The organism is Desulfoluna sp. CYM3A (assembly GCF_056829965.1).
The window spans coordinates 5,579,670-5,604,766 of sequence record NZ_CP186556.1; the positions used below are offsets into that span (position 1 = coordinate 5,579,670).

At 56.6% G+C, this 25,097-nt stretch carries 29 protein-coding genes; 12 read left to right on the plus strand and 17 right to left on the minus strand.

Translation table 11 applies throughout. From position 1 onward, the window contains the following. The first annotated feature begins 60 nt into the window (after window positions 1-60). The 7 genes from ACOYW1_RS28115 to ACOYW1_RS28145 all read left to right on the plus strand — a co-directional run bounded on the left by ACOYW1_RS28115 (window position 61) and on the right by ACOYW1_RS28145 (window position 5,032). A complete protein-coding gene (locus ACOYW1_RS28115; protein WP_482420582.1) occupies window positions 61-714 on the plus strand; it encodes a hypothetical protein in 654 nt (217 codons plus the stop codon). A gap of 72 nt (window positions 715-786) precedes the next feature. Beyond that, entirely contained in the window at window positions 787-1,050 is a 264-nt protein-coding gene (locus ACOYW1_RS28120) for a sigma 54-interacting transcriptional regulator (RefSeq protein WP_482423840.1), read from the plus strand. Continuing rightward, window positions 938-1,564 carry a sigma 54-interacting transcriptional regulator gene (locus ACOYW1_RS28125; protein ID WP_482420583.1) on the plus strand — a complete coding sequence of 209 codons (627 nt, stop codon included), beginning with the start codon at window positions 938-940 and terminating at the stop codon, window positions 1,562-1,564. The genes ACOYW1_RS28120 and ACOYW1_RS28125 overlap by 113 nt, the downstream gene beginning before the upstream one ends. Window positions 1,565-2,193: 629 nt before the next feature. Then, window positions 2,194-2,571, plus strand: coding sequence for a hypothetical protein (locus ACOYW1_RS28130; protein WP_482420584.1), 378 nt, complete (start codon window positions 2,194-2,196; stop codon window positions 2,569-2,571). A gap of 376 nt (window positions 2,572-2,947) precedes the next feature. Further along, on the plus strand, window positions 2,948-3,769 hold the full coding sequence (locus tag ACOYW1_RS28135; protein ID WP_482420585.1) for an EFR1 family ferrodoxin: 822 nt from the start codon (window positions 2,948-2,950) through the stop codon (window positions 3,767-3,769). 547 nt (window positions 3,770-4,316) lie between these two features. Beyond that, on the plus strand, window positions 4,317-4,574 hold the full coding sequence (locus ACOYW1_RS28140; RefSeq protein ID WP_482420586.1) for a hypothetical protein: 258 nt from the start codon (window positions 4,317-4,319) through the stop codon (window positions 4,572-4,574). 20 nt (window positions 4,575-4,594) lie between these two features. Then, window positions 4,595-5,032: a polyamine aminopropyltransferase gene (locus tag ACOYW1_RS28145; protein WP_482420587.1), complete on the plus strand. Its 438-nt coding sequence runs from the start codon at window positions 4,595-4,597 to the stop codon at window positions 5,030-5,032. 110 nt (window positions 5,033-5,142) lie between these two features. On the opposite strand, the gene ACOYW1_RS28150 is transcribed toward ACOYW1_RS28145, so the two are convergent. From ACOYW1_RS28150 to ACOYW1_RS28170, 5 genes are all read right to left on the minus strand, one after another. Then, window positions 5,143-5,484 (minus strand): UPF0158 family protein, encoded by a 342-nt coding sequence (locus ACOYW1_RS28150; RefSeq protein ID WP_482420588.1) that lies wholly within the window; start codon window positions 5,482-5,484, stop codon window positions 5,143-5,145. 377 nt (window positions 5,485-5,861) lie between these two features. Next, window positions 5,862-6,176 carry a hypothetical protein gene (locus tag ACOYW1_RS28155; RefSeq protein ID WP_482420589.1) on the minus strand — a complete coding sequence of 105 codons (315 nt, stop codon included), beginning with the start codon at window positions 6,174-6,176 and terminating at the stop codon, window positions 5,862-5,864. Between the two features lie 210 nt (window positions 6,177-6,386). Beyond that, on the minus strand, window positions 6,387-6,971 hold the full coding sequence (locus ACOYW1_RS28160) for a DUF2589 domain-containing protein (RefSeq protein WP_482418682.1): 585 nt from the start codon (window positions 6,969-6,971) through the stop codon (window positions 6,387-6,389). 74 nt (window positions 6,972-7,045) lie between these two features. Continuing rightward, window positions 7,046-7,633, minus strand: a complete 588-nt coding sequence (locus ACOYW1_RS28165; protein WP_482420590.1) for a DUF2589 domain-containing protein — start codon at window positions 7,631-7,633, stop codon at window positions 7,046-7,048. A gap of 276 nt (window positions 7,634-7,909) precedes the next feature. Next, window positions 7,910-8,383, minus strand: a complete 474-nt coding sequence (locus ACOYW1_RS28170) for a hypothetical protein (RefSeq protein WP_482420591.1) — start codon at window positions 8,381-8,383, stop codon at window positions 7,910-7,912. A 12-nt stretch (window positions 8,384-8,395) separates the two neighbouring features. Here ACOYW1_RS28170 and ACOYW1_RS28175 point away from each other — a divergent pair, with 12 nt between their 5' ends. From ACOYW1_RS28175 to ACOYW1_RS28185, 3 genes are all read left to right on the plus strand, one after another. Further along, on the plus strand, window positions 8,396-8,680 hold the full coding sequence (locus tag ACOYW1_RS28175; RefSeq protein ID WP_482420592.1) for a hypothetical protein: 285 nt from the start codon (window positions 8,396-8,398) through the stop codon (window positions 8,678-8,680). Between the two features lie 456 nt (window positions 8,681-9,136). Then, complete coding sequence (locus ACOYW1_RS28180) at window positions 9,137-9,856, plus strand: SDR family oxidoreductase (protein WP_482420593.1); 720 nt, start codon at window positions 9,137-9,139, stop codon at window positions 9,854-9,856. Between the two features lie 3 nt (window positions 9,857-9,859). Then, window positions 9,860-10,684 carry a LysR family transcriptional regulator gene (locus ACOYW1_RS28185; RefSeq protein WP_482420594.1) on the plus strand — a complete coding sequence of 275 codons (825 nt, stop codon included), beginning with the start codon at window positions 9,860-9,862 and terminating at the stop codon, window positions 10,682-10,684. A gap of 12 nt (window positions 10,685-10,696) precedes the next feature. On the opposite strand, the gene ACOYW1_RS28190 is transcribed toward ACOYW1_RS28185, so the two are convergent. The 8 genes from ACOYW1_RS28190 to ACOYW1_RS28225 all read right to left on the minus strand — a co-directional run bounded on the left by ACOYW1_RS28190 (window position 10,697) and on the right by ACOYW1_RS28225 (window position 20,014). Further along, the gene (locus tag ACOYW1_RS28190; RefSeq protein ID WP_482420595.1) at window positions 10,697-11,503 is read right to left on the minus strand and encodes an alpha/beta hydrolase; all 807 of its coding nucleotides are present in this window, start codon (window positions 11,501-11,503) and stop codon (window positions 10,697-10,699) included. A 731-nt stretch (window positions 11,504-12,234) separates the two neighbouring features. Beyond that, window positions 12,235-12,492 (minus strand): M20/M25/M40 family metallo-hydrolase, encoded by a 258-nt coding sequence (locus ACOYW1_RS28195; protein WP_482420596.1) that lies wholly within the window; start codon window positions 12,490-12,492, stop codon window positions 12,235-12,237. Window positions 12,493-12,552: 60 nt separating this feature from the next. Beyond that, window positions 12,553-13,470 carry a peptidase T gene (pepT, locus tag ACOYW1_RS28200; RefSeq protein WP_482420597.1) on the minus strand — a complete coding sequence of 306 codons (918 nt, stop codon included), beginning with the start codon at window positions 13,468-13,470 and terminating at the stop codon, window positions 12,553-12,555. A 742-nt stretch (window positions 13,471-14,212) separates the two neighbouring features. Further along, on the minus strand, window positions 14,213-15,205 hold the full coding sequence (locus tag ACOYW1_RS28205) for an ABC transporter ATP-binding protein (RefSeq protein WP_482420598.1): 993 nt from the start codon (window positions 15,203-15,205) through the stop codon (window positions 14,213-14,215). After that, a complete protein-coding gene (locus tag ACOYW1_RS28210) occupies window positions 15,202-16,176 on the minus strand; it encodes an ABC transporter ATP-binding protein (protein ID WP_482420599.1) in 975 nt (324 codons plus the stop codon). The genes ACOYW1_RS28205 and ACOYW1_RS28210 overlap by 4 nt, the downstream gene beginning before the upstream one ends. Window positions 16,177-16,210: 34 nt before the next feature. After that, a complete protein-coding gene (locus ACOYW1_RS28215) occupies window positions 16,211-17,065 on the minus strand; it encodes an ABC transporter permease (protein WP_482418691.1) in 855 nt (284 codons plus the stop codon). A 10-nt stretch (window positions 17,066-17,075) separates the two neighbouring features. Then, complete coding sequence (gene nikB, locus ACOYW1_RS28220) at window positions 17,076-18,005, minus strand: nickel ABC transporter permease (RefSeq protein ID WP_482420600.1); 930 nt, start codon at window positions 18,003-18,005, stop codon at window positions 17,076-17,078. A gap of 338 nt (window positions 18,006-18,343) precedes the next feature. Then, the gene (locus ACOYW1_RS28225) at window positions 18,344-20,014 is read right to left on the minus strand and encodes an ABC transporter substrate-binding protein (RefSeq protein WP_482420601.1); all 1,671 of its coding nucleotides are present in this window, start codon (window positions 20,012-20,014) and stop codon (window positions 18,344-18,346) included. Window positions 20,015-20,500: 486 nt separating this feature from the next. Between ACOYW1_RS28225 and ACOYW1_RS28230 the strand changes: the two genes are divergently transcribed. Together ACOYW1_RS28230 and ACOYW1_RS28235 are read left to right on the plus strand one after the other, a co-directional pair. Beyond that, on the plus strand, window positions 20,501-20,806 hold the full coding sequence (locus ACOYW1_RS28230; protein ID WP_482420602.1) for a Dabb family protein: 306 nt from the start codon (window positions 20,501-20,503) through the stop codon (window positions 20,804-20,806). Window positions 20,807-21,241: 435 nt separating this feature from the next. Beyond that, window positions 21,242-21,631 (plus strand): hypothetical protein, encoded by a 390-nt coding sequence (locus ACOYW1_RS28235; RefSeq protein ID WP_482420603.1) that lies wholly within the window; start codon window positions 21,242-21,244, stop codon window positions 21,629-21,631. 16 nt (window positions 21,632-21,647) lie between these two features. Here ACOYW1_RS28235 and ACOYW1_RS28240 read toward each other — a convergent pair whose 3' ends face one another. The 4 genes from ACOYW1_RS28240 to ACOYW1_RS28255 all read right to left on the minus strand — a co-directional run bounded on the left by ACOYW1_RS28240 (window position 21,648) and on the right by ACOYW1_RS28255 (window position 25,081). After that, window positions 21,648-22,307, minus strand: coding sequence for a TetR/AcrR family transcriptional regulator (locus ACOYW1_RS28240; protein WP_482420604.1), 660 nt, complete (start codon window positions 22,305-22,307; stop codon window positions 21,648-21,650). A 660-nt stretch (window positions 22,308-22,967) separates the two neighbouring features. Beyond that, window positions 22,968-23,702, minus strand: a complete 735-nt coding sequence (locus tag ACOYW1_RS28245; RefSeq protein WP_482423841.1) for an AtuA-related protein — start codon at window positions 23,700-23,702, stop codon at window positions 22,968-22,970. Window positions 23,703-23,733: 31 nt separating this feature from the next. Continuing rightward, window positions 23,734-24,744: an acyclic terpene utilization AtuA family protein gene (locus tag ACOYW1_RS28250; protein WP_482420605.1), complete on the minus strand. Its 1,011-nt coding sequence runs from the start codon at window positions 24,742-24,744 to the stop codon at window positions 23,734-23,736. Window positions 24,745-24,946: 202 nt separating this feature from the next. Continuing rightward, entirely contained in the window at window positions 24,947-25,081 is a 135-nt protein-coding gene (locus ACOYW1_RS28255) for a hypothetical protein (RefSeq protein ID WP_482420606.1), read from the minus strand. Window positions 25,082-25,097 lie beyond the last annotated feature (16 nt).

Sequence of the window (25,097 nt, forward strand, 5' to 3'; positions counted from 1 at the left end):
GACACCCCGTGCACTCGGTGTGCATGAAAGGAACAGTGTGGGGAAAGGAATATGCCAGTGATGCTCAAACGAAGTACGCGAGTCGGAGAACTCACCCCGGAAGAACGCGAATTGTTTACCCTGGTGGGCCGCGCCCCCCGGGTCAACCCCTTTGGGGAAGAGCGGATCGTCCTGGACCGGAAGATCGCCGGGGTCCCGGAATCAACCTCCCCGTCCCGCGCCGTGGAGGCGGCGGTGAAGCGTGTGGAGAGTAAAAACAGGGATCGCATGGAAAAAGAGAACCGCCTGGACCTTCGAATGTACAAGGGCGAAGATCGCAAGCTCCTTACCGGGGTGGTGACCTTTGTCTTTTTTTACCGATACAGAAAAGAGTTCGACCGCCTCATCAAGGCCCAGGCAAGGGCCGGAGAGCACCAGATCCGAGCCAGCTTCCTGCGGGAAGCCATCAGCGGCCTGGAGGCCGCGGGCCTGGACCGCGACGAAGCCATCCGAACCGTGGAGGGATGCTACCAGCTCCGCCGCGCCTATCATTTTATCCACTACTCCCTGGTGGGGCCCAGCGAGTCCATGGTGGCCCTGCGCTACCGGCTCTGGAACAACGTCTTCACCCACGACATGGAGCTCTACAGCGGGATCCTCTGGAACCGCATGGAGGATTTTTCCACCCTGATATTAGGCGAAACCGGCCGCAGCAGGCAGGCGCACCCGCCGTGACGCTGCAGCACTTTTGACTACGACCGCAAACGGGGTTGCTTCAAGGAGAGCTTTACCCGCTCGTTTCTCTCCATCAACCTCTCCCGGTTTCCCGAAGCCCTCATCGAGAGCGAGCTTTTCGGCCACCGCAAAGGCTCCTTTACCGGCATCGACGACTTCCATGTCCCGGTGCAGCCCCTGGGGGGCCATCTTTTTGCGACAGTGGGGAGGTCTGTCCAGTCCCGTGCAGATCAAACTTCTCCAGGTGCTCCAGGAGCGCGTCTTCTCACCCGTGGGGAGCCACAACGAGGTGCGCTTCAAAGGCCGGGTCATCGCAGCCACCAACAAGCCCGTTGAGCAATTGAGAAGCGAAGGCCGGTTCAGGGATGATTTCTACTACCGCCTCTGTTCGGACGTCATCACCGTGCCTCCGCTGCGCCAGCGCATCGAAGAGGACAAGCGGGAGCTGGTGGACCTTGTGGAACTCCTCGTGGCCCGCACCGTGGGCAAGCGCTCAGCCAACCTCACGGACATGGTTCTGGACGTCATCGAAACCGATCTTCCCAAAGGCTACCCCTGGCCCGGCAACGTTCGGGAGCTGGAGCAGTGCATCCGGCGCGTTTTCCTTAACCGCAGCTACCACGGAGACGCCTCCCAGACCGCCCGCCACACCGGACAGGTCCCCGAAGGCTTCGGCGACCTGGAACGGGGCGAACTCTCCGCCCACGAACTCGTCACCGCCTACTGCCACATGCTCTACCAGAAATATGGCAAATTCGAAGAGGTGGCCCGACGCACCAGTCTCGACCGCAGGACCGTCAAAAAGTACGTGGTGGAGTGGCAGGATCGGTTGGATGGGGAGGAGGAATGAGGCAGGGGTATAGGAAAGTGATGAAAATCAAAAAACTAAGGGTACCTATTCAGTTCAAAGAAGCCTTTCACGGCGGCCCTGCCGGGGGCCAAACTTTAAAAAGTTTGACAAACAGGTTTGAAGCAAGCCTTTTAAGCCTACACACCAGGAGGCAACTGAATCAACTTTTACAAAAATAAGTAGACAATTACTGAAGAATCGGCCAAAAAAAGGGTCGGTTCGGTCGCATTGGGCATCGATGAAACCTGATCCTTTTGTGGCCTGATGGGCGATGTCTGAGAAATAAGATATCCGTGCCGTGGGTGGTATCTGGTATTGCAGGTGAAAGGAAAAGAGGGATGAGGTATATGAAGGCGGCCTGGTGATGGCCCTTCGTTTTTACTCAGCGGGTGCGCGTCTATTGTCAAGCACGATATTCCGGTTACCGAATGCCAGCCGGTGTCATTGAGTGCGGATGCCAGGGGGGACATGACGCGCGTTGGTGAACTGACGGACCACTGCGGGAGCGCAAGCGTCTCTATGCATGGGGTGACACTGAGCGGGATCGGAGTGGATGGCCACGGAATCTGAAATTAGCAGGGGCATAGCAGGCTTTTGCCGAGAACGGCTACTTCAATAGCGTCAAAGAGGTGCCGGACCCGGGGGACTTTCATATTCGCTTCGACGTGACCATGAACCCCAGCCCCAATGAAGCCAGCGGGTCCTACACTCTTGCCGGGTTTAGCTCCTTCTTCCCGTGTGGTACTTCCGACTCCGAATGGGTGGCCACCCTCTATGAGCACGGGCAAAAGGCCGAATCCTTTTTCTCCCGGGATGAAGTGACCCAGGTGTGGTGGCTCCCCCTCCTGCCCGTGGGCCTCTTCAAAAACCTTTCAACCGCAGAAAAAGAGATCGCCAAAAATTATATCAACTCCCTGGTGCTTGAACTCAAGGGCAAGGGATACCTTCCCGTCAAAAAAGAACCCACCCCCAATACTGTGGTGGCTGCTCCCGGAGTGTCCGGGTAAAGAACCCGGCCCATCTGCTGGTGGGTTGGCTTTAAAAATGGCTGTGAAAAGCGGTTTCGGCTCTTTGCCGGAATCGCTTTTTTTTTGCTTTTTGCCAATGACGGTGGCTATTCTTCTGGCGTTGGTAGTAGGAATAGTGGAATGCTTAATAACTGGTAACTATTCAGCTCCAAAAAACAGCCTCCGGCGGCAAGGTGTGCCACCTTGAAAGCAGATAGCGGATGTGATTTGCCCCTCGTTCCTCGGGTCAAATCACATCCGCATTTATAACGGCATTCATGTAACTATTCTTTATGACCTATTTGTTAAACTTTTTAAACGTTTAGCCCCCGGAAGGGCCGCCGGAGGCGTTTGTAACGTATGAAAGGCGGGCGATATGACGATATCAACGATCCAGGCCATGTACTTCAGCCCCACGGGCACAACCCGGCACGTGGTGTGGGGGCTGGCAACGGCCCTGGCGGAAAAGATACCCGGCAGCGCAGAGGTGGAACAGAAGGACTTTACCCTGCCGGGCGCAAGGAAAGATGTGGTCTCCTTTGGTCCCCAGGACCTTGTGGTCTTCGGGGTTCCGGTCTATGCCGGGCGGGTTCCCAATGTGCTGCTGAAATACCTGGACACCATCGAAGGCCGGGGGGCAAGGGCTGTGCCTGTGGTACTGTTCGGTAACCGGCACTACGACGATGCCCTTGTGGAGCTGGCCGATATCCTGGAGGCAAAGGGCTTTTCCATCCTTGCCGGAGGCGCCTTCGTGGGCGAGCACTCCTTTTCCAAAACCCTGGGAAAAGGACGCCCCGATGACAAGGACAATGCCCTCGTGGCTGACTTTGCGGACAAGATCGCAGCAAAGCTGTCAGGCCCTGACCCAGCCGCCCCGGTCTCCCTCAAAGGCCATCGCCCCTACCGGCCCTATTACAAGCCAAAAAATCCGGATGGGGTGCCCGTGGACATCCGAAAAATCGCCCCCAAAACCAGCTCCGACTGCACCGATTGCAAGCTGTGCGTCACCGTCTGCCCCATGGGCTCCATCGATCCTGAGGATGTCTCGACCATCAACGGCATCTGTATCAAATGCGGGGCCTGCATCAAAGCATGCCCGGTTCAGGCCAAGTACTACGACGACGAGAACTACCTTCGGCATAAGCATGAGCTCGAGGTTGAATTTGATGATCGGAAAGAGCCGGAGTTTTTTGTCTGAGGTGGAAGAACGATTAAAGGGCTAAAAAGCGTGCCTTCTATGGTTAAAGTCTGATGAATCACAGGGCAAAGAGAGCTCAGGAAAAAAAGAAAGCAATGCTCCGGCGGCGGGTGCGCCACCTCGAAAGCAGGTTGCGAATGAGCTTTCCCCTTCGTTCCTCAGGATCTATTTCGCTATTGACTCAAATTAAACCGAATCTGTTTTTAAAACCTGTTTATTAAACTTTTTAAGAGTTTAGCCCCCGGCAGGGCCGCCGGAGGCACCTTTAACCGCACTGCCTCCGGCGGGCAGAGGATACATCCCCAGCTCTCCAGGTTGCGAATGCTCTCACCCTTCGTTCCTCAGGGTGTTCACATTCGTTATGACCTATAGCGAAAGGGCTCATCGGTGAGTCCATGCCTATTGGCGCCTGGCTGGGTAATTTTTTTGTGTCTTTCCTGTAGAAAATCGATACTGTAGAGAATCAACTATAAAGGCTGCCTGCATTTTTGAATAAGGTGGAAAAGCGATATGCCGCGTCGCGGCTTTATTGAACAGGAGAGATACGATGAGTGCGTTTTTTGAAGAACTGGATTATCAGCAGACGGCCCTTGGAGAATTGATCCTGAGGCGGCGGCGAGCGCTGGAAATGGGCGGGCGTGAGGTGTATGAGGTGAAACTCAATGAAGAATTTCTCATGTCTTCTCTGTTTCATGACGCCGAAGTGGCGCTTAACGGGATCTGGGGCTGGCAGGCCTTGCAGGGGATGCATGGGATATCGTGGTCGGAGGCTTGGGCCTGGGGTACACTGCTGCGGCTGCATTGAAATACAGCCAGGTGGCCCGCATGACGGTGGTTGAGGCGCTGGCCCCGGTCATTGACTGGCACCAGCGGGAGTTGGTACCCAACGGCGCACTGCTCTCCAACGATGACAGGTGTCGCTACCTCAACGCAGACTTTTTCGCCCTTGCACGGGGCGATGGCTTTGATCCGGATGATCCGGGTCATCAGTTTGACGCCATCCTTCTTGATATCGACCATACCCCGGACGCCCTGCTGAACCCGTCCCACGCAGACCTTTATTCCGTAGAGGGGCTGACGCGCCTCCGCGCCTTCCTCAAGCATGGCGGCATCTTTGCCATGTGGTCCAACGATGCCCCGGAGAAGGGATTTCTGGATACGTTAGCCAGCGTTTTTGATGAGGTCCACGGGCATGTGGTTGCGTTTGAGAACCCCATCCAGGGGAACACCGCTGAAAATGGGGTTTATGTCGGGAAAAAGTAACGTAACTATTCAGTTTAAGCCTCCGGCGGCCCTGCCGGGGGCCAAGCTTTTGAAAAGCTTGATAAACAGGTTTTAAAAACCCTTTTAAAGGCGAAGGGTTGTGGGGCGTATCACGGTGTGTACGTGATACCATTGTCCTCGCACCAGGCCACAGCAATCTCTTTGTGGGCTTCCCCTAAGTAACGATACCAATCGTCTTCGATGCCGTAGCGGCGGAGGTTGTCCCGAAACCTCCTGAAGGCACCTCTTCCCTGTAGACCGTTGCACATGGCCTCTCGAATGTTTTCCTGCGGGAGCGTTTGGCAGAATCGCTCCATGATCCGGTACGCGTGGATTTCAAACTTTGTGGGCAGGGCAATGTGGTCCCCCTGGGTGTCCAGAAATTCCCGGACCTCGTCAATGACCTCTTGTTCCCAATCCGGGTGGCCTGAGGTGTCTTCGCCGTCTTTCACAATGCAGATGTAATCTGTGTTTACCAGAATAAATTCTCCGGTTTTTTTGTTGAAAAACGCTTCAAATTCCTCGGACTGTAGTTCCAGCTGCTCGATGACGTCGCTCAGTTTAACAGGTAGAGTTATGGGGCTCCTTTTGGGCGTATGGTGAAAAGATTGCCTGTGGATTTGTGTTGGTTTTGGTGTCGTAGAGAATTGATTTTCGGGGTTGTGGGTGATTTTGTCAAATGTGCGTGTTTGTTACGCTTGAAATAGTCGGCTGGACGATAACCTTCGGAGGGTCCACGGAACTCGCATGAAATAAAAAAACCGCGCTGTTTCAAGGCGGTTTTTGATTTTGTGAGGGAGTGCCTGGTGACGGTATGCGCCCTTTATTGTCAGGGCAGGGTTCCGGTGGGAGTGGATGGGCCTTGGCCTCTGGCAGGACGGCGGTGCGCAAGCCAGATGGGAGATCGCCTGAATCCGATATGGTAGACCGTATGCTGGACCATCAGCTGCTGGTCCCCGGCCTGGATGACCATGACCCCTTTTTCCGTGCCCACCAGTTGCCCGCGGCCTTCGGAGAGGCAGCGATTCACAAAGTCCATCTGGGCATTGATTTCATCCTGGGAGGGAAGCCTGTCTACCCGGGTTGGGCCCACCACGATACGCTCGATATGCGTGACTTCATCAAGACCAAATTTGCGTCCCATGGGGTGTGTGCCTCCTTGTCCCGCGTCATTCCGGAGAGGTTGATGGTTTTAAAATCATGGTGCATGATTCCGTTGGGGGGCATGCAGGACGTCTCCCTTTGAAGGCTGCCGCATCAAGGGAAACGGGCAGCATGGCAAAAGGGGAGCGCAAGCGGTGGCGGTCCGGATTGGACCGCCACCGCCCCTTGTGTGTTCTCGCAGAGAACCGCTCTATTTGCTTTCGGTTTTGGCTTCTGTGACAGAGCGCGGTTCGCAGGCAGTGATGAGGTGATCCAGCACCCGCATGAGGCCTTCCGGGGGCTCGGACTGGCTGGCGTGAACATGTACCTCGTACTTGGCGCTGTTGTCTGTCTTGCGGGTGTTTTCCCGGTGGGTACTGACCGATCCGCTGATTTTTACGGAAAAAGGCCCCCACCCCGCCTTGCCCGACAAAGAGGCGCTTGCGTCCGTTTGGGACGAGGACTCCGCGCTGGTCTTGACTTCCATGTTGAATTTGACATCCACTTCGTCGATTAACAGAGCGGGAATCGGTACGATGGAAAGCACCGGGGCTTTGATGTTCATGGTTTCGGACGTAATGGTTCCGTCGGGAAGGTTCACCGGCCGTGTGGCCTCGAAATCCACTGTGCGAGTCGTCAGCGAGTCGTCGCTGCCGTTTTTAATCAGGCCCACTTCGTTGATGAACTGCGTTTCGGCCTTGGCCAGCTGCACCTGTGCGTTGCATGCCGCCTGAAGCGGCCCGCCGATGAGGGACTCCATGGGGAGCCCGCTGAATTGATTTGCCATGTCACCCATAACCAACCTCCTTGACTGATTGCGTTTATGTGTGTCCATCATCCAATCATCCAGACCCTCATCCCTTGCCCCCCTTATGTCTCCACAAACTTTGCAAGGCTCTGTTCGATGCGTGCCACCACCTCGGGGGGCTCCCCTCCTTCAAAGGTGATGCGTATTCTGGCGGTTTTCTTGTTACGCCCCCCAAAAAAGGAGCCGCCTCCGGCCACCTGAAGCCGCCGTTTCATCCGATCCACCATGGCCCGTTTGGACTTTCGGCTTGCCAGCCTCAGGCTCATCTTCTTTTTTTCCCACTCCTCCTCGCTTAAGGGAGCTGTGGCCTCTTCGGCGTCGGGGTCCTCTTCCGTGATATCAAGGCTGCCGATGGGGACTTCCATTTCCACTTCAAGCTCTTTAAGAACAATGGAATTCTGAGGCACCAGGGTGATCTTGGGGACGTCCATCGACACCATGGCCGGGGCGATTTCGTTGCCGTTGTCGTCGAGTTTTCCTGCCTCGGGGTGGGGGTTGGGGAGCTTCAGAGGAATGGTGACGGGTTCCCCGGTGTCCGTGAAATACTCCGCGATTTGCCGTGCATGCTGCGTTTCAGCGACTTCCTGGGCCTCAACCACCGCATACTGGATCGCCTCAAGCAATTCATTAATCGAAAATCCTTTTGCCATGGTGTCTCCTTGCGCAGAAGCAGACCAACTCGAGGTGTCAGGTCATGACGAAGCCAAGCCAGCTGCTGCCATGATTACGGGTCGTTGCCATGTGTCGGATGGTTCTGGAGGTGAAAAAAGGATGGAGCGAAAAAACGCTGTTTCAGGGTCGTAGGTATCCGCACGTTTGCGGTCGTATCTTGTTACCCAATATACCACCGTCGCTGATCAGGTCCAAGCAAAACGCGCTCTTAGGGGAAAGAACGCGTTTACGCTTCAGACGCTATCTTGATGGTCTTATTCAAAGTAGTTTCGGATGAAGTCGTGGCCCTTCACGTTCTGGGCCTTCAGCTGTGCCTTGGTGGTGATGGTAAACTCTCCAGGGGCCCCAGCCTGGTTTCCAAAATAGATTTTGTAAAGATTATACAGGTAACTTCCGTACTTCAAGGCGTTTTGGTCTGAGGCGTTTTGATGGATTTCGTCCACATAGCCGTCTTTGTATGCATCCCCCGGTGTGAAAATCCCGTTGTCGCTGGCCTCTTTGTAGGCTGCCTTGAGCTCTTCGTAAATGGAGGAGAGGCTGGGGTCTGTGAGGAGAGAGTAGTAGACGCACAGGTACATCATTTCGAGTTTTGTATTGGATAACCCCACATCGGTGGAGGAGGGAAGCGACTCGTCCGTGCCCCCGTTGTCGGCGAAAATGGCTTCAAGAGGGAGCAGTTTGGTGTAGTAGCTGATATCCCCTTCCACTTCGGCTTCATCTTTCACCACAAGCAATTTGGCATGGGAGGCGAAAAGCCCGTTTTTGATTTGGCTGTCCAAGGTGGAAAGAACGTGTCGAACGTCTGTGACGACACGATCATACTGAGCTTTGCTTATGGTTTTGGAACCGTATACGGCTATCATGTCGGAACTTTGTTCAAGAATATAGTCGAAATGCGCGGCTTTTTCCGGGTCCACCACCGACTTGGAGTCGTTGTCATCGCAGGCGGCAAAGGCCAGCGGGATGAGGAGAAAAGCAAGGAGGAGTCAGTTATTTTCATAGGAATACTCCGTGTGGGGGGCTGAAGCATTAAGGGGGTAAGCTAACCTTGAATGTCCATGGTTTTACCTAAATCGGGGCATTCAAGGGCTGTCCTGGTGCCAGGCTTTTTATCTCCGTTTGGCTATGAAACCAGTGAGCTATGTCGATGTTTTTTGCTTAACATAAATTTAAATTATTATGTATTTCATAGTTACAATTTTATTTTGTTGTTATTTAAAAATACTATAGGTTTGTTTCCGAGGTGGGCCACCGGGAAACTGGGAAAAAGATCAAGGGGAGCATACAAAAATAAATGTTGAGGAGGGTGTCGGGGTTGTTTCGGGAAAGGCCAAGGGCGTTTACTGATTTTTTTCTGGTGTCATAGTTTTCGGCTATGCTTCACATATTGAAACGGTATTTTACTTTCTCAGAAGCTCCGTTGATAATGGCTTTAAAAACACGTTAACCCTTTGTAAACGTAATTGAAAAAAGGATAAGCTATGAAACCTCTTGTCATTGTGACGGGCGCAAGCTCTGGTATCGGTGCGGCAACCGCACGCCATTTTTCTGCCCTTGGGAACCCTCTTCTCCTGGTGGCGCGTCGCGTTGATCGCCTCAAGGCCCTGGATTTTCCCAACACCCTGTGTGAGGCCGTGGATGTAACGGATCTGGACGCCTTGAAGAAGGCCGTGGAAAAGGCAGAAGCACAGTACGGTCCCTGTGATTGCCTGGTGAACAACGCCGGTGTGATGCTCCTGGGCCAGGCAGATGTTCAGGACCCTGCAGAGTGGAAAACTATGTTCGATGTGAACGTGATGGGACTTTTGAACGGGATTCACGTGATTCTCAAGGGCATGAAGGAGAGAAATTCCGGCACGGTCATCAACATCAGCTCCGTGGCAGGCCGCAAGACTTTCCCCAATCACGCCGTGTACTGCGGAACCAAATTTGCCGTGCATGCCATGACGGAAAACATTCGGGAAGAAGTGGCCTCAAGCAATGTCCGCATGACCACCATCGCGCCGGGTGCGGTCGAAACCGAGCTGCTGGGCCACACCACCTCCGAGGAGATTGTCGACGGCTACCAGAGCTGGAAAGAGGAGATGGGAGGGGTCTTGTCCGCCGACGACATCGCCCGGTCCATTGGCTTTGCCTATGCCCAGCCCCAGTCCGTGTGCATCCGGGAAATTGTTATTGCCACGACCAAGCAGGAGCCCTGATCCATGGACCTTCGCTTGGTGCGCTACTTTATCGCCGTGTACGAGGAGAAGAGTATCACCGGGGCGTCCCGGCGGTGCAACATCTCTCAGCCCTCTTTGTCCACGGCGATCAAACAGTTTGAGGAAACCCTGGGCGTTACCTTTTTCCAGCGCCACAAAAAAGGGGTGCGCCTTACCGATGCGGCCCATCATCTCTACCCGTCTGCCAAGAAGCTGGTTCGGGACGCCGCTGAGATAGCCTCCCTTTTTTCAAAAGGCGGGGCGCCCCTGAAGGTGAGGCTGGGGCTCTTTCCGGACCTGAGCCCCACCCATCTCAAGGCTGTGTTGTCCCACGCGCGCCAATCGATACCCGGTATCCAGCCGGAGATCGTGGACCATGATGCCGAAGCTGACGGACGCATTACTCTGGACGTCTTTAAACGGGAGGATGAGCTGTTTATCCCCTTGTGGGAAGAAGATTACAGGGTCTGTATCCCCGACGGGCATCCCCTGGAACAGAGCCTCATTACCTCTGAGATGCTTCACACCTACCCCTTTGTGGAGTGTCCGCCCTGTGAGGCCCATCAGCAGACCATGGGTATCCTTGCAGGGGAGGGCATCAGCCTGAATATCGCCTGCAGGGCCGAGCACAAGGGGCAGGTTCTCCACCTGATCCAGGCAGGCTTCGGGATCTCCTTTTTGCCGGACGGCGTGGCCGAATATGGTCGCCAGATCGTGACCCGTCTCTTTGACGGGCCCCGGATGTTCCGGCGTATCGGCCTGTGCTACTCCGCAGGCCGTGATACCGCTCCGGTTATCCGCCAACTGGCCGACAGCCTTGCAAGATGATGGAAAGGCCGATTAGTCTTCGGCTTCTTCGTGCTGCGTTTCGATGAAAAACCAACCCAGCGCTCTTTCCAGGGCGCTGTTAAAGAACACCCAGTTGTGTTCCCCGTCCCACGCCTCAAAGGAAAAATCCAGGCCTAGCCTTTTCATTTCGCCTTCAAATCGTTTGTTCTCCTGATACATGGGATCCTGGGCGCCGCATGCGGCGTAGATCCGTGGTGTGGTCCCTCGTTGGGCCGCCGCTGCGGCCAGGGCAAGGATGTCGTGCTCCGGCTTCCAGGTGAGGTCGGGGCCAAAGGCGGCCTCGAAATCGTTGAGGAGCTGTTGTCCGTAGGTTTTCTCCAAACAAGGCCGGTTGGCAGGGTCTCTCTGGGCATCCAGACCTTCCTTGAGAAAGAGGCAGGGAGAGGAGAACGCCGCGCGGGCGTAGGTATCCAGGTCCTTCAGGGCACATTTCAACGCGCCGTACCCACCCATGGAGGTGCCCATGACATAGGTCTCCTCGCGGCGTGATGATATCTGAAACACCGAGGCGCAGACGGCAGGCAGCTCCTGCGTAATGTACCCGAAGAACTGCTGGCCGTAGGCCATGTCCGTGTAAAAGCTTCGGGCCACCTCCGGCATGACAAAGACGCAGTCGAATCGTTCTGCGTACACCGGCAGCATGGAGTAATGGAGCCAGTCGTCGTTTCTGCCGCAGAGCCCATGGAGCAGGTAGACCACGCTGTGGTTGCCCTTGGTAAGAGAGCTGTTGGGAGCCAGCATGGACAATCCCGTTTCCATTTCAAGGGTCTGTGAATAAAAGGAACCTTTTAGAATCATGGGTGCGTGTCCTGTTTGTTTTAGGCGCCATAAACCCGTTCAGTTTGCCTTCAAGGGGCAAAGCCAGTTCAAAAAACCAGGGGATAAATCCCTTCAACCCCAGGTTCGGGAATGCTCTTTCGCCTTCGTTTCCAGGCTTCGCCTGGGAGCGAGAAAAAGCGATGACTTCTATGGTTAAAGTGCATGGAAAAACTTTCCTCCGGCGGCGAGGTGAGCCACCTCGAAAGCAGGTTGCGAATCAGTAGTGTCCGGTTAGCTTTTTGCATTAAATTAATCGTAACTATTCAGCCCATCATCGTTCTTGAAGGTCGCTTGTCATGTCTTACGTTCCGGGAACCGAGGACCGTAGGGTGTGCTTGCGCACCATTTGCCTGAAAGACCGCCACCCATCGTCATATCCAAGCAATACGCGGCCTCTGTCACCTCGGCTTCGGTGGGCGATACTGTGCTTCGATGGTGCGCAAGCGCACCCTACGTTTCAACTCGGGTCTTCATCATAGAAAAGGATGTATAGTGGTCAAAAAAAAACGATCAAAAAAGCGTAAAAAGCCATGTGCAAAGACCTAACCGGGCATCACTGGTTGCGAATGCGCTTTACCCCTCATTCTTCGGGGAAAATCACATTCGCCTTTGATATGGATTGGCCTGAATCTGTTTTTTAAAACCTGTTTGTCAAACTTTTCAAAAGTTTGGCCCCCGGCAGGGCCGCCGGAGGCTTTTTTTATCCTTCTTTATTCCGCCCAGTATCCCACAACACGCGCGCAGATCCGCAATGCTTTATCCATGTCCTGGAGGCTGACCCATTCCATGGGGCCGTGGGGGTTCTGCATGCCGCAGAAAATGTTGGGGGTGGGGATCCCTTTTTCGGTCATGAGGGAGCCGTCCGTGCCGCCTCTGAAGGCGAGCATGTTGGGGATAAATCCTTCATCGACGTAGGCTTTTTTGGCGATGTCGGCCGGGCGCATGTCGTTTTCCAGCCAGTAGCGCATGTTGCGGTACTCGGGCCGGATGTTGCAGGTGATGCGGGCGCGGGGCTCGGTTTTCGCAGGTCACATCTCCTGAAGGAGGTTGGCCTGCTCTTCAAGGCCTTCCAGCTCAAAGTCCCGGAGGTTGAGTTTCAGGGTGACTTCGGCTGCGTTGCCGGAGATGCTTTCGGTAAAGATGAACCCTTCCCGGCCTTCGGTGGACTCGGGGCTCAGGCGGTGCTTGGGCAGGAGTTCGATGATCTTGGAGGCGAGGTAGAGGGCGTTGACCAGGCGGTCCTTGGCGCAGCAGGTGTGGATGGAGACACCCTTGATGTTGATCTCGGCCTGGTCGGCGGAGAAGGTCTCGGCCACGAGGTCCCCGGGGTTCTCTCCGTCCAGGGTGTAGGCAAAGTCTGCGTGGATGTCTTCCATGAGGGCGTCGCTGACGCCCCGGCCGATCTCTTCGTCCGGGGTAAAGCAGATGCGCACGTCGCCGCGGGGAATCTCCGGGTGTTCGTTCAAATAGTCGATGGCATCGATGATGGCAATGCCCGCCTTGTCGTCGGCCCCCAAAAGGGTGGTGCCGCTTGCCGTGACGATGTCTTCGCCTTTTTTGCCGTTCAGGTGCGGGTTCTCATCCGGGTCGATGATCACGGCCGGGTCGTCGGGCAGCACGATGGTGGTGCCGTCCCAGCTGTGATGCACGATGGGCTTGACCCCTTCGGCGTGGAAGGAGGGGGCGGTGTCCACATGGGCCACAAAGGCGATGGTGGGGATTTTTTTGTCTTTCACATTGCCCGGAAGGGTTCCGAACACGGCGCCGTAGTCCGTAAGATAGGCGTCTTCAATCCCCACGCTTTTCAGCTCTTCCACCATCATCCGGGAGAGGTCGAGCTGGCAGGCCGTGCTGGGAGCCGTGGGGGAGGTTGAGTCGCTCTGGGTGTCGACTTTGCAGTATCGGACAAATCGTTCTTCAAGTGTGTTGATGCGTGCTTCAGACATGGTGTCTCCTTTGATTCGATGCATAGAGAAAGGGACAAAAAACGTGCCTCCGGCGGCAAGGTGAGCCACCTTGAAAGCGGGTTGCAGCAGCACTTTGCCCCTCGTTCCTCGGGTCAAATCACTGCGGCCTCTTTCATAAAAAGTGGGCATCTATTTTTTGCGCGAGTCCTTACACATGCAATGGCGGGCTGATTCGATCATGCCACGGGAAAGGCTGGGATGAAAAGGGGGAGCTGGCGAGTCGTTTGTTGTAACGGCAGGAGCATAGCGATTCCACGCCCGGTCACCGATGGTTTTAACGAATACCCATTGCGTTGTCTTCGTTTCACTGGTGTCATTCTATGGCTTTCAGGGAGCAGGCCTGTGTCCCTTCCTAAAAAGACCGGAAATTCTCTGTAACTATTCAGTTTATGCCTCCGGCGGCCCTGCCGGGGGCTAAACTCAAAAAGTCTAACAAACAGGTTTTTATAAGCAGTTTCAGGCCAATTTGCCTTGTGGCGCGAGCTCAATGGTTAAACTCTTGAGCCAAACGTTTGCAGGTGCGGCAAATGTTGACGCGTTTTTGGTCCGTCATCGCAATGCCGCACGGGAGTGCGGCGCTCCAAAGCGTTAAAGTTGTCTTCGGGCGGAGCCCGCGGCGAACGCCCCTGCGCTTTTCCTGAGGAACGAAGGGGAAAGCGCAGGGGCAATCAGCTTTCGAGGTGGCTCACCTCGCCGCCGGAGGCAGGCTTTTGGTTTTTCCTTACACTGCCTTGGCTTCACCCTGCATCTGGTCCGCCATGACCTGTTCGGCCAGGTGGCAGGCCACGAAATGGCCGGGGGACACCTCGTTGAGGGCCGGTGTTTCGCTGGTGCAGGCGCCGATCTTCTCGTAGTAGCAGCGGCCCGCAAAACGGCAGCCCGGGGGCGGGTTGATGGGGCTGGGCACGTCGCCTTCGAGGATGATCCGTTCCCGGTCGAGGTTGGGCTTGGGAATGGTGATGGCCGAAAGGAGCGCCTTGGTGTAGGCGTGGACCGGGGCGTTGAAAATGGTCTTGTAGTCGGCCATCTCCACGATGCGGCCCAGGTACATCACGGCGATGCGATCAGAGACGTGATGGACTACGGAGAGGTCGTGGGAGATGAAGAGATAGGTGAGGCCCATCTCTTTCTGGAGGGTGTCCAGAAGGTTGAGGACCTGGGCCTGGATGCAGACGTCCAGGGCGGACACGGGCTCGTCCAGGACGAGGAACTCGGGGTTCAGGGCCAGGGCCCGTGCGATGCCCACGCGCTGGCGACGGCCGCCGTCAAGCTCGTGGGGGTAGGCGTTGGCGAGCCTGGATCCAAGGCCTACGATGTCCATGAGCTCGGCCACGCGCTTTGTGCGGTCTGCGCTGGAGCCGAGGCCTTTGACGTCTAAGGGCTCGGAGATGATCTCCGAGACCGAGAGGCGCGGGTTGAGGCTGGAGTAGGGGTCCTGGAAGACCATCTGCATCTTCGCGCGCATGGCCTTCATCTCTTTTTTGGGCAGGGGCAGGATGTCGCTGCCGTTGAAGAGAACCTCCCCGGAGGAGGGCTCCAGGAGCCGGATGACGGCTCGGCCCGTGGTGGACTTCCCGCAGCCGGACTCGCCCACGAGCCCTAAGGTCTCCCCTTTGTTGATGTCGAAGGTGACATCATCCACGGCGTGGAGGGGCCCTTTTTTGGTGTCAAAGTACTTTTTCAGGTTCTTGACCTGGATAAACGGGGCGCTCATGCGTCACCTCCTTCCAGGAAGCAGGCCACCATGTGGCCGTCTTCGCGGACGACGGGTTGCGGGATCTCGGTGCTGCAGCGGGGCATGGCCTTGTCGCACCGGGGGTGAAAGGGGCACCCTTTGGGCATGTCCGTGGGATCCGGGGGAAGGCCCGGGATCACGGCGAGGCTCTCGCGCTCCTCTTCCACGTTGGGGATGGAGGCAAACAGCCCCTGTGTGTAGGGGTGGCTGGGGTCGGCGTAGAGCAGCTCGGTGGTGGCCTCTTCCACGATGCGGCCCGCGTACATGATGGCCACCCGGTCGCAGGTCTCGGCAACGATGCCCAGGTCGTGGGTGATCATGATCATGGCCGTGTCGAATTTTTTCTTCAGGGCCTTCATGAGCTCCAGCACCTGGGCCTGGATGGTGACGTCCAGGGCCGTGGTGGGCTCGTCGGCGATGAGCAGGGCCGGGTTGCACGCCAGGGCAATGGCGATGATGACACGCTGCTTCATGCCCCCGCTGAATTGGTGGGGGTACTCCCCGGCACGGTCGGGCTGGATACCCACGGTCTCCAGCATGGCAAGGGCCCTTTTGAGGGCCTCTTCCTTGGAGACCTTGTTGTGCAGGGCGATCATCTCGGCCACCTGCTCATCCACGGGGATGATGGGGTTCAGGGAGGTCATGGGGTCCTGGAAAATCATGGCGATCTTGCCGCCCCGGATCTTGCGCATGTCGGCCTCGGAGGTCTTGGTGAGGTCCTTTCCTTCAAAGAGGATCTCCCCTCCGGTGATGCGCCCGGGAGGGTCGGCAATGAGCTGCATGACGGACAGGGCCATGGTGGTCTTGCCCGCGCCGGTCTCTCCCACGAGCCCCAAGGTCTCGCCCTTGTCGATGGTGAGGTGAAAGTCGGAGATGGCTTTCACCGCGCCGTTGTCGGTGCTGTACCGGACGCTTAAGTCCCGGATGGATAGCAAAGGTGTGTCGGACATATATCGTGACTCCAAATCAGAGCTGGTTTCAAACTTAGTTTTTGAGCTTCGGGTCCAGGGCGTCCCGGAGGCCGTCGCCCAGGAAGTTGAGGCCCAGGATGGTGATCATGATGGCCAGGCCGGGGAAGACGGTCATGTAGGGGTAGTCCCTGATGAACTCGCGTCCGCCGGAGAGCATGGCGCCCCACTCGGGGGTGGGGGGCTCCAGGCCGAGGCCGATGAAGCTTAAGCCCGCTGCAATGAGAATGGCAAAGGCCACGCCCAGGGTGGCCTGGACGATGATGGGTGCCATGCAGTTGGGCAGGATGTGGCGACAGATGATGCGCAGGTCGCTGGATCCTACGGAGACGGCAGCCTCCACAAACTCCTGGTCCCGGATAGAGAGGACCGAGGCCCGGACAAGGCGGGCGTACTGCGGAATGGCGGCGATGCCCACGGCCAGCATGAGGTTCAAAAGGCCCGGCCCCAGGGAAGCAGCCACGGAGATGGCCAGCAGCAGCTGGGGAATGGAGAGCAGGATGTCCATGAGGCGCATGAGGATGTTGTCGGTGCGGCCACCGTAATAACCGGCCACGGCGCCGATGAAGCCTCCGGCCAGGACGGAAAATCCCACGGCCACGAAGCCCACCTGCAGGGAGATGCGGCTGCCGTAGATGATGCGGCTGAAGATGTCCCTTCCGAACTCGTCGGTACCGAACCAGTGGGCGGCAGAGGGCCCTTCCAGGGTGGCGAAGAGGTCCTGCTCGTCAAAGGGAAAGGGGGCGATGACATTGGCAAAGAGGGCCGTGAGCAGCAGGGCAAAGAGGATGAAAAGGCCCATCATGGCCATGCGGTTTTTTTTGAGGCGGCCGAAGACCTGGCCCCAGAGAGAATTTTTCTTGGTCTGCACGGAGGCTCCTTTACGTGTACTGGGATTTGATACGGGGGTCGAGCCAGGCGTAGAGCAGGTCCACTCCCAGGTTTACCAGGCAGAAGGCCAGGGCGATGAAGAGAACGCCCCCCTGGACCATGGGGTAATCCCTCATTTCAATGGAGCTCACCATGAGGCGTCCCAGCCCCGGGATGGAGAAGATGATTTCGGTCAAGACAGCGCCGCCCAGGAGGATGCCGAACTGGATACCGGCGATGGTGACAACCGGGACCAAGGCGTTGGGCAGGGCGTGCTTGCGGATCACCACGCTCTCTTTCTGGCCCTTGGAGCGGGCCGTGCGGATGTAGTCCTGGCGAACCACTTCCAGCATGCTGGAGCGGGTCATTCGGGTGATGATGGCAACACTCTGGAGGCCTAGGGTCACGGCGGGCATGATCATGGCGGCAAGGGAGTCAAAACCCGATGGCGGCAGCCAGGCGAGTTTTACCGTAAAAAGCAGGATCAAAAGAAGACCCAGCCAGAATACCGGCATGGAGATGCCGATGAGGGCAAAGAGGGTGACGATGTTGTCGAAGATGGAGTATTGCTTCACGGCCGTGACAATGCCGCAGGGGATTCCCACCAGAAGGGCGATGCCCTGGCAGAAGCTGCCGAGCTTCAAGGTGATGGGAAAGGCCGTCATCAGCTCGTCCCACACGGGGCGCTTGGTGATATAGGAACGGCCAATGTCTCCGTGTACCACGGCTTTGTAGACATAGCGTCCGAATTGAAAGAGAAAGGGGTCGTCAAGGCCCATCTCCGCCCTCAGGTTGTCCACATCCTCCTGGGGCGCCTGCTCCCCCAACACCATACGGGCCGGATCGCCGGGCGTGACGTACATCATGACAAAAACAATAAAGACAACGCCAAGGATCACGGGGATCAGCATGGCGCATCGTCTCAGAATATAGCCGAGCAATTCGACCTCCTTCGTTTAAAAAAAACGCCTCCGGCGGGTCGCTTTTTTGAAAAAAAGCTCCGCAAAAAACTTTTGGTTGCCGCCTTGCTTTTCCCTTGTTCCTCAGGGAAAAGCAAGGCGGCCTCCAAAGTGACTCTTCAGAAGGCCTTTTCCTGAAAATGGACATGTTCGTAACTATTCAGCTCAAAAAAAACAGCCTAACGGCGTGTTGCCGCCCTTGAAAGCAGGTTGCGGATGCGTTTTGCCCCTCGTTCCTCGGGTCAAATCACATCCGCCTTTAAAGTAAAAATTCACTCAAAAAGATTTTTTAAAACCTGTTTGTTAAACTTTCTAAAAGTTTAGCCCCCGGCAGGGCCGCCGGAGGCATAAGCTGAATAGTTACCATGTTTCTTACAAAAAAGCGTGGGTGCAGCCTGGCACCACATGGTGTGCAAGCTGCACCCTGAAGAGCATGCTTCTTTCTGCTTCTTCTTCATTTTCACTTCGTAGAGGGCGTGGAAGCCGTAGGGGCTGGGGGTGAACCCTTCCAGGTAGTTCTGCATGCCGTAGGCGATCTTCTTGTTGGCCAGGAAGACCCAGGGCGCTTTTTCACGGAGCTTGTCCTGGATGTCGAAGTAGAGGGCCTTTCGCTCGGCACCGTCGGGGGTGATGCGGGCTTTGTCCAGCAGGGCGTCCACCTCAGCATCGCCGAAGGCTGCAAAGTTGTTGCCGCCGATCTGCGAGGAGTGGAAGGTGGGGAACACGGCCATGTCCGGGTCGGGGGTCTGGCAGGTCCAGCCCACGATGAAGAGCTCGTGTTTGTTGTCCTTCAGACCCTGGAGGTAGGCGCCCCACTCCAGAACCTGGATCTTGACGGTGACGCCGATCTTTTTGAGCTGGGCCTGGATGATGGTGGCCATGTCCACGCGCACCTTCTTGGAGTTGGTCCAGAGGGTGGTGGTCAGGCCGTTGGGGTAACCGGCTTCGGCAAGGAGCTTTTTGGCCTTTTTGATGTCGGTCTTGGAGGGCTGAAGGTCGTTGTTGGAGTACTTGACGTTGGGAGCGATGGGACCGTAGGCGGGGAAGGCGTTGCCACGGAACACGGCTTTGACGCTGCCGGGGATGTTAATGGCAAGGGTCAGGGCCTGACGAAGCTTCTCATTGTCGTAAGGGGCCTTGCTGCAGTTGAAGCCCATGTAGGTGGTGGCGGTGTCCACCAGGGTGAGGAGCTCCAGGTTTTTGTTGGCCTTTACGCGGGAGACGTCCAGGGAAGAGACCTCAAAGGAGATGTCCACATCGCCGCTCTCCAGCTCGATGGTTCGGTTGGAAGCCTCGGGGATCACGCGCAGGACCATCTTGGGGAACTCGGGCTTGGTGCCGTGGTAGGCTTCGAAGCGCTCAAGCTCCATGCGGTCGCCTTTTTTCCAGGAGGCAAGCTTGTAGGGGCCGGTGCCTACGGGCTTGAAGCCGTAGTCGTCGCCGGCTGCTTCCACGGCTTTCTGGTTGAGGATGACACCGCCGCCGAAGTGGGTGAGGGCGGCCAGGAAGGAGCTCATGGCCTCCTTGGTCTTCACTTCAAAGGTGAGGTCGTCGATTTTTTTGAAGCCTGCGGGGTCGATGACACCCAGGATGTGGCGAACGGAAGCGCCTCTTTCGTAGGCACGCTTCAGGCTGTAGAGGGCGTCGTCTGCGGTGAGGGTCTCGCCGTTGTGGAACGTGACCCCTTTTTTCAGGGTAAAGCGATAGGTCTTTCCGTCAACGCGGTCGATTTTTTCGGCCAGGGAGGGAATCACGTTTCCTTCGGCGTCGATGGCCACCAGGGTCTCATAGATCTGGCGCATGGCGTTGGACGAGGCCACGTCGTTGGTCATATAGGGATCAAGGGTTTTTGCGTCGTAGGTGGTGGCGACAACAAGGGTATCGGGGTGCTTGGACGTACGGGCAAGGGCGTTGGGCGCTGCAATCAGACAGGCGAGCAGGGCCACCAGGCCGCCCTTGGCCAGACGGCTGAACGAGAGCGTTCGATTCATTGAAAACCTCCAGTGATTATAAAAAATAAGATGAACTTTGATTCTCATTAATAGGTAGGCCCTGTCAATTTTTTTGTCTGATTTTACGTCCATGGAATTTAAATCAACTAATCTGACTGATAAAATAATACGGCTTGGCCGTTTTGCCCGGTATATCGGAATGTTGTCCGATAAGCCGGAAAACCGATTAAGAAAGAGACATGCCTGTGTGTGAGGGAAGCGTTTCGTGGGCTTTCCCAAGGGCGACGACCCGTATCAAATATTAGGCAATAGGGGATGTATCAATGGGTTGTGTGGTGGTATGGGTGTGTGTGGTAGGGGTATAATGAGCGTGAAAATGGGCTGACAGGTTGCATGGCGGCTGGTACACTTTCCCCCGATGGGCGCTGCGGTGCAGTGGCCGGATCAAGGAGTGTCAGGACAGACGGGGGGTGGGCAACCACGAGCCCGGCCGTGGCGCCGGGACAACACCAAAAGGAGGATCAGATGATCAAGCATGTCGTCGCATTTCGAAGAAATAAGGACCTGAGCGCAGAGGACAAAAACGACGCGATGCATAAAATGAAAACCCTTCTGGAGGCCCTTCCTCAGAAGATAGCCGAGCTGGAAACCGTGGAGGTGGGCATCAACTTCAACCCCACGGAAGCGGCTTTTGACGTGGTTCTCACCACCACCCATGTCAGCAAAGAGGCCCTGAGCGTCTACGCGGGGCATCCCGAGCACCTGGAGGTTCTGGCCTATATCCGATCCGTCATTTCCGATAGGGTGGTGGTGGATTACGAAGTGTCATAAAAAATCTAAAGCAGATGTTTTCGAATAATATATTAATGGCCGTGATTGATCCTTCGCTGGATCGATTACGGCTTTTTTTGTCTAAAATGTACAATTTATTGAACGAGGTGTGATTCATCATGTTGAACAACAGGTATTCATCCACGATAGTGGTCGTGGAAAAACAGTGTGTAAGGGCCGTGCTTCTGCTGTGGAAAGTGAAGATATTTCTTTGTTCTGTGTAAGTCTCTGAATTTTAATAATTATTGATATTTTGATTGAACCGATCTGTTTTTTACCAATAGTGGAACACAACGTGCAAAATGAATAAGCAACCCCCAAGTTTTCGCGATTCGTGTACCAAAGGCTCAGCTCTTCTTTTTGCATCCGACTCTATCGGTCAAGTGTCCGTTTTAGACATGGGGCATCATGTTCTACTAAAAACAGGAGTCGGCTATGAAATATTTGATGGTTTTTACCTGTGTGCTGAGTATCATGGGTTGTGCGTCTACCTCGGAATGGAAAGTGAACACGGTGGAGCTGGAGCGTGAGGTATCAAACACCCTCCAGCTTTATCCCTCCCAGACAGATTACAGCATCCTGATCGTTCCGGACCGAGAGGCCGTGTCCAAGGAGCACAACCGCATCTTCGGACGCCCCACGAAGGTGCCCGCCTTTTATGCAGCCGTGGAGAACCTCATCGTGATCCCCATGGAGTGTGAGATCCGTATCCTGCGTCATGAAATCGGCCACGCCGTGGTGAGGGCCTACTTCAATGAGCCGGTCCCCAGCTGGCTCCATGAGGAGCTTGCCCGGAAAGCGGAATCACCTGCTCCGGAGTCGTAAAAGAAGGTGCATGCCCTTACGGGTTGATAAACCGCTCCACTCCGGCCATGAGAAAGGTCACCGCGTCGTCACCTACCTTGAGGATATCCGCCTTGTCATCGTTCCAGAAGAGATAGTTGTAAGCCACTCGCTCGTAGATACCGACGATGCTGACGGCCATGACGTCCGCCGACTCCGGGTCGGTGAGGGGCCGGTCCATGTTTTCCGCCATGACTAGAATCGCCTTCCGCACATCCTCGGTGAGCTGGGTAAAGCCTTTTTTCCTGGCTTTTTCTACGGCCTGGCTGTGTCCCACCGCTTCCCGGAAGAGGAGGGTGACCTTTTCAGGGTGAGGAATGCAGAAATCTTTAAAGAAGGAGATCCCGGCCCGCCTGAACCCATCCAGGGTGCCGTCGGAGTTGGTAAACTCCGAGCCCACCAGCTTCCTGAGTTCATAAGAGAGCTCTTCGGTGAGGCGGATGAGAAGGGCCTCTTTGTTTTTGAAGTAGAAGTAGACCGTGCCCACGGACACTTCGGCGGCGTTGGCGATTTCATTGGCGCTGGTCTTGTGAAAACCCTTTGCCACAAAGAGATTTAAAGCCGCATCGAGAATAGTGCGCTCCCGGTGGGCTTTTTCCCGCCTGCGCCTGGCCGTTGAGGGTTTTTCTTGTCTGGTGGTGTCCGTGTTTTCCTGCATCAAGCTCTCCAAAGTCTGTATTTCCGCGCAATCCATCCACATTCCATAGCAAACCCCACAACGCGGGCCAAGGCAAAGTATGGTCGGTTCCCGCACCGTTTTGCGTAACGCGAGCCGCCAGCGTGCATAGTACGTTAAGCGGTGCGCACGGCGTAGGCGTATCCTATGCTTTGCTCGAGCCGCATCAGAGTCGCCGTGGCCCGTCGGGCGAGGTTCCCGCACCGATTAGCGCAACGCGATCCGCCAGCGTGCATCGTGCGTCACGCGGTACGCACGGCGTATTCTTACGTTTTGCTCGAGCCGCATCGGAGTATCCGTGGCCTGTAGGGTGCGGCTCCCGCACCGATTAGCGCAACGCGAACCGTCATCGTGCCTCGTAAATCAAGCAGTGCATACGGCACACCCTCAAGCTGCTTTCAAGATGGCACAGCATGCCGCTGGAGTTCTTCCGGTTAAACCGATAATGGACAAGTTACGATAGCGTATCCCATACCGTCGATGGGAGAGAGCATGTCCGCCTAAACCACCGGCGTTTGTATCGGGCGAAGCCCGAGCCGAAGGCCCTTGCGCTTTGGCCCGAGGAACGAGGGACAAAGCGCAAGGGCAATCAGCTTTCGAGGTGGCTCACCTCGCCGCCGGAGGCACGCTTTTTGAGCCGACTTATCTCACTCCGTCTCCCAACGCCTTCGGTACCTCCATGGGCTGGCACCGGAGGTATTCCCCCAGGGTTTTGGCTTGGGCGTCGATGCGGGAGGAGGCTGCCACGCCGTCGCCCAGGAGGCCCCGGATATAAAAATTGACGGCGTTCAGGTTGGGCAGAGACCAGCGGTCCACGGCAAAGGGGGCCAGGTCGGGCAGGAGCTCTTTGAGGCGCGCCGGGGTGAGGGTCTCCTGCAAGAAGTGAAAGGCCTCGGGGGTCCTGGCCCAGACGCCGAGGTTGGCGTTGCCTCCTTTGTCCCCGGAGCGGGTGGCGAACAGGTGGCCCATGGGCAGGGTGACGGTTGCACCTGTCGTTGGCGCTTCGTCACCGGGCGTATCCGGGGGCAGGGCTCCTGCGCCATTGCCCTCTACGGGGTCCACGAGGAGGGTGGTGTTGTGGATGTGGACGGCTTCGCAGAGGTTGCCTTTGTGGATGAGGGCGGGCCAGTGGATGATCTCCGGGACGGCAGGTGCCGGAGGGGCCGTGAGGTTGAAGCCGGGGATGGAGGAGAGGGCGAGCTCCACCACCTTTGCTGTGAAGGCGCGGCCCACTTTTTTCTCGTCCGGGTCCCGCACAGTGATGCGCAGGAGGTTCATGGCCTCTTCCATGCATCGGGGGCAGGGGTGGGCGCTGCGTAAGAGCTGGGTCTCCACCGAAGCAAACCGCTTCCGCCCTTCGGGGCCGTCAAAGAGCATCTCTTCCACGATGCGGGCTTTTGCGTCCGGGTCAAGGCCCGTGGAGCACGACCGTGTTCCGGTAGCCTACTCCGATGGTGTTGATGCACACTTTGGCCGTGGCAGGGGGCGATGACCCCTTGCAGCCCGAGAGCCGCACCCGGTCTTTTCCGTCATCGGCAATGCACAGGGTGTCGAAGCGGGCCGTGACGTCCGGGTTCAGGTAGGCTGGCGATTCAATTTCATAGAGAAGCTGGGCCGTGACCGTACCCACGGAGACCAGGCCTCCGGTGCCCTCGTGCTTGGTGATGACCGACGAGCCGTCGCCCTCCATGACGGCCAGGGGAAAGCCCACCTTTGTCCAGGAGGGGACCTCTTCGAAATGGGAGTAGTTGCCCCCGGTGGCCTGGGTACCGCACTCAATGACGTGACCGGCCGCCACCGCCCCTGCCAGGGCGTCCCAGTTGTCCCGTTTCCAGCCGAAATGCCAGGCGCAGGGACCGGACACAAGGGATGCATCGGCAAGGCGTCCGCCGATAACGATATCCGCCCCCTGCCCCAGGGCCTCGGCAACGCCCCATCCTCCCAGATAGGCGTTGGCCGTGATGGGAAAGACCCCGCCCTCGGACAGGGGCGTGCCCCGGTCAAGGTGGCAAAAGCTTTCTCCGCCCTTCTGAAGGCCTGCAAGGTTGGGCATGAGGTCGTCTCCTTCGATGCAGGCAATAACCGGTGAAAGCCCCAATGCCGCCGCCACCTTTTCAAGGGCCGCGCAAAGCCCCCTGGGGTTGAGCCCTCCTGCGTTGGCCACCACGCGGATTCCGCGCTCCAGGCAGGTGCCCATCACCTCTTCCATCTGTTTTAAAAAGGTTCCCGCATACCCCAGGGACGGATCCTTGCGCCGGGCCTTGAACAACAGGGCCATGGTCAGCTCTGCCAGGTAATCCCCGGTGAGCACATGGATCTCCCCGTCCTCCACCATCTCCTTCATGGCCGAGAACCGATCCCCGTAAAACCCGCTGCAATTGGCAATGATCAAGTTTTCGTCAGCATGTTCGTGTGGCATGAGGCCTCCTGCTAGCTTATGCCTCCGGCGGCCCTGCCGGGGGCTAAGATTTTAAAAAGTTAAACAAATTAGGTCTTAAAAACTCATTTTTGAAGCGATCTCGTTTAAAGGCGAATGTGATTTGACCCGAGGAACGAGGGGCAAAGCGCATTCGCGACCTGCTTTCAAGGTGGCACACCTTGCCGCCGGAGGCTTTTTTTTATTATGTCCCGGTAAACTCCGGTGTCCGTTTTTCCATAAAGGCCTTGAGGCCTTCGGCGGCGTCTTGTGTGGCGATGACGCGGGTGAGGGCCTGGGCGAGGCTGTCGACGGCTTTGTCAAAGGGAAGGGTCTCCACGAACACGATCCTTGCC

What these genes read in the sequence shown, in the direction of transcription:
- ACOYW1_RS28115 (WP_482420582.1), top strand. Translation starts at nt 61, where the DNA reads ATGCTCAAACGAAGTACGCGAGTCGGAGAACTCACCCCGGAAGAACGC.
- ACOYW1_RS28225 (WP_482420601.1), bottom strand. Translation starts at nt 20,014, where the DNA reads ATGAATCGAACGCTCTCGTTCAGCCGTCTGGCCAAGGGCGGCCTGGTG.
- ACOYW1_RS28205 (WP_482420598.1), bottom strand. Translation starts at nt 15,205, where the DNA reads ATGAGCGCCCCGTTTATCCAGGTCAAGAACCTGAAAAAGTACTTTGAC.
- ACOYW1_RS28175 (WP_482420592.1), top strand. Translation starts at nt 8,396, where the DNA reads ATGGGAGGCGAAAAGCCCGTTTTTGATTTGGCTGTCCAAGGTGGAAAG.
- ACOYW1_RS28235 (WP_482420603.1), top strand. Translation starts at nt 21,242, where the DNA reads ATGAAATATTTGATGGTTTTTACCTGTGTGCTGAGTATCATGGGTTGT.
- ACOYW1_RS28140 (WP_482420586.1), top strand. Translation starts at nt 4,317, where the DNA reads ATGAGTGCGTTTTTTGAAGAACTGGATTATCAGCAGACGGCCCTTGGA.
- ACOYW1_RS28135 (WP_482420585.1), top strand. Translation starts at nt 2,948, where the DNA reads ATGACGATATCAACGATCCAGGCCATGTACTTCAGCCCCACGGGCACA.
- ACOYW1_RS28245 (WP_482423841.1), bottom strand. Translation starts at nt 23,702, where the DNA reads ATGCTCTTTGACGGCCCCGAAGGGCGGAAGCGGTTTGCTTCGGTGGAG.
- ACOYW1_RS28165 (WP_482420590.1), bottom strand. Translation starts at nt 7,633, where the DNA reads ATGGCAAAAGGATTTTCGATTAATGAATTGCTTGAGGCGATCCAGTAT.
- pepT (WP_482420597.1), bottom strand. Translation starts at nt 13,470, where the DNA reads ATGTCTGAAGCACGCATCAACACACTTGAAGAACGATTTGTCCGATAC.
- ACOYW1_RS28180 (WP_482420593.1), top strand. Translation starts at nt 9,137, where the DNA reads ATGAAACCTCTTGTCATTGTGACGGGCGCAAGCTCTGGTATCGGTGCG.
- ACOYW1_RS28155 (WP_482420589.1), bottom strand. Translation starts at nt 6,176, where the DNA reads ATGGGACGCAAATTTGGTCTTGATGAAGTCACGCATATCGAGCGTATC.
- ACOYW1_RS28240 (WP_482420604.1), bottom strand. Translation starts at nt 22,307, where the DNA reads ATGCAGGAAAACACGGACACCACCAGACAAGAAAAACCCTCAACGGCC.
- ACOYW1_RS28250 (WP_482420605.1), bottom strand. Translation starts at nt 24,744, where the DNA reads ATGCCACACGAACATGCTGACGAAAACTTGATCATTGCCAATTGCAGC.
- ACOYW1_RS28210 (WP_482420599.1), bottom strand. Translation starts at nt 16,176, where the DNA reads ATGTCCGACACACCTTTGCTATCCATCCGGGACTTAAGCGTCCGGTAC.
- ACOYW1_RS28160 (WP_482418682.1), bottom strand. Translation starts at nt 6,971, where the DNA reads ATGGGTGACATGGCAAATCAATTCAGCGGGCTCCCCATGGAGTCCCTC.
- ACOYW1_RS28185 (WP_482420594.1), top strand. Translation starts at nt 9,860, where the DNA reads ATGGACCTTCGCTTGGTGCGCTACTTTATCGCCGTGTACGAGGAGAAG.
- ACOYW1_RS28230 (WP_482420602.1), top strand. Translation starts at nt 20,501, where the DNA reads ATGATCAAGCATGTCGTCGCATTTCGAAGAAATAAGGACCTGAGCGCA.
- ACOYW1_RS28145 (WP_482420587.1), top strand. Translation starts at nt 4,595, where the DNA reads ATGACGGTGGTTGAGGCGCTGGCCCCGGTCATTGACTGGCACCAGCGG.
- ACOYW1_RS28195 (WP_482420596.1), bottom strand. Translation starts at nt 12,492, where the DNA reads ATGCGCTACTGGCTGGAAAACGACATGCGCCCGGCCGACATCGCCAAA.
- ACOYW1_RS28190 (WP_482420595.1), bottom strand. Translation starts at nt 11,503, where the DNA reads ATGATTCTAAAAGGTTCCTTTTATTCACAGACCCTTGAAATGGAAACG.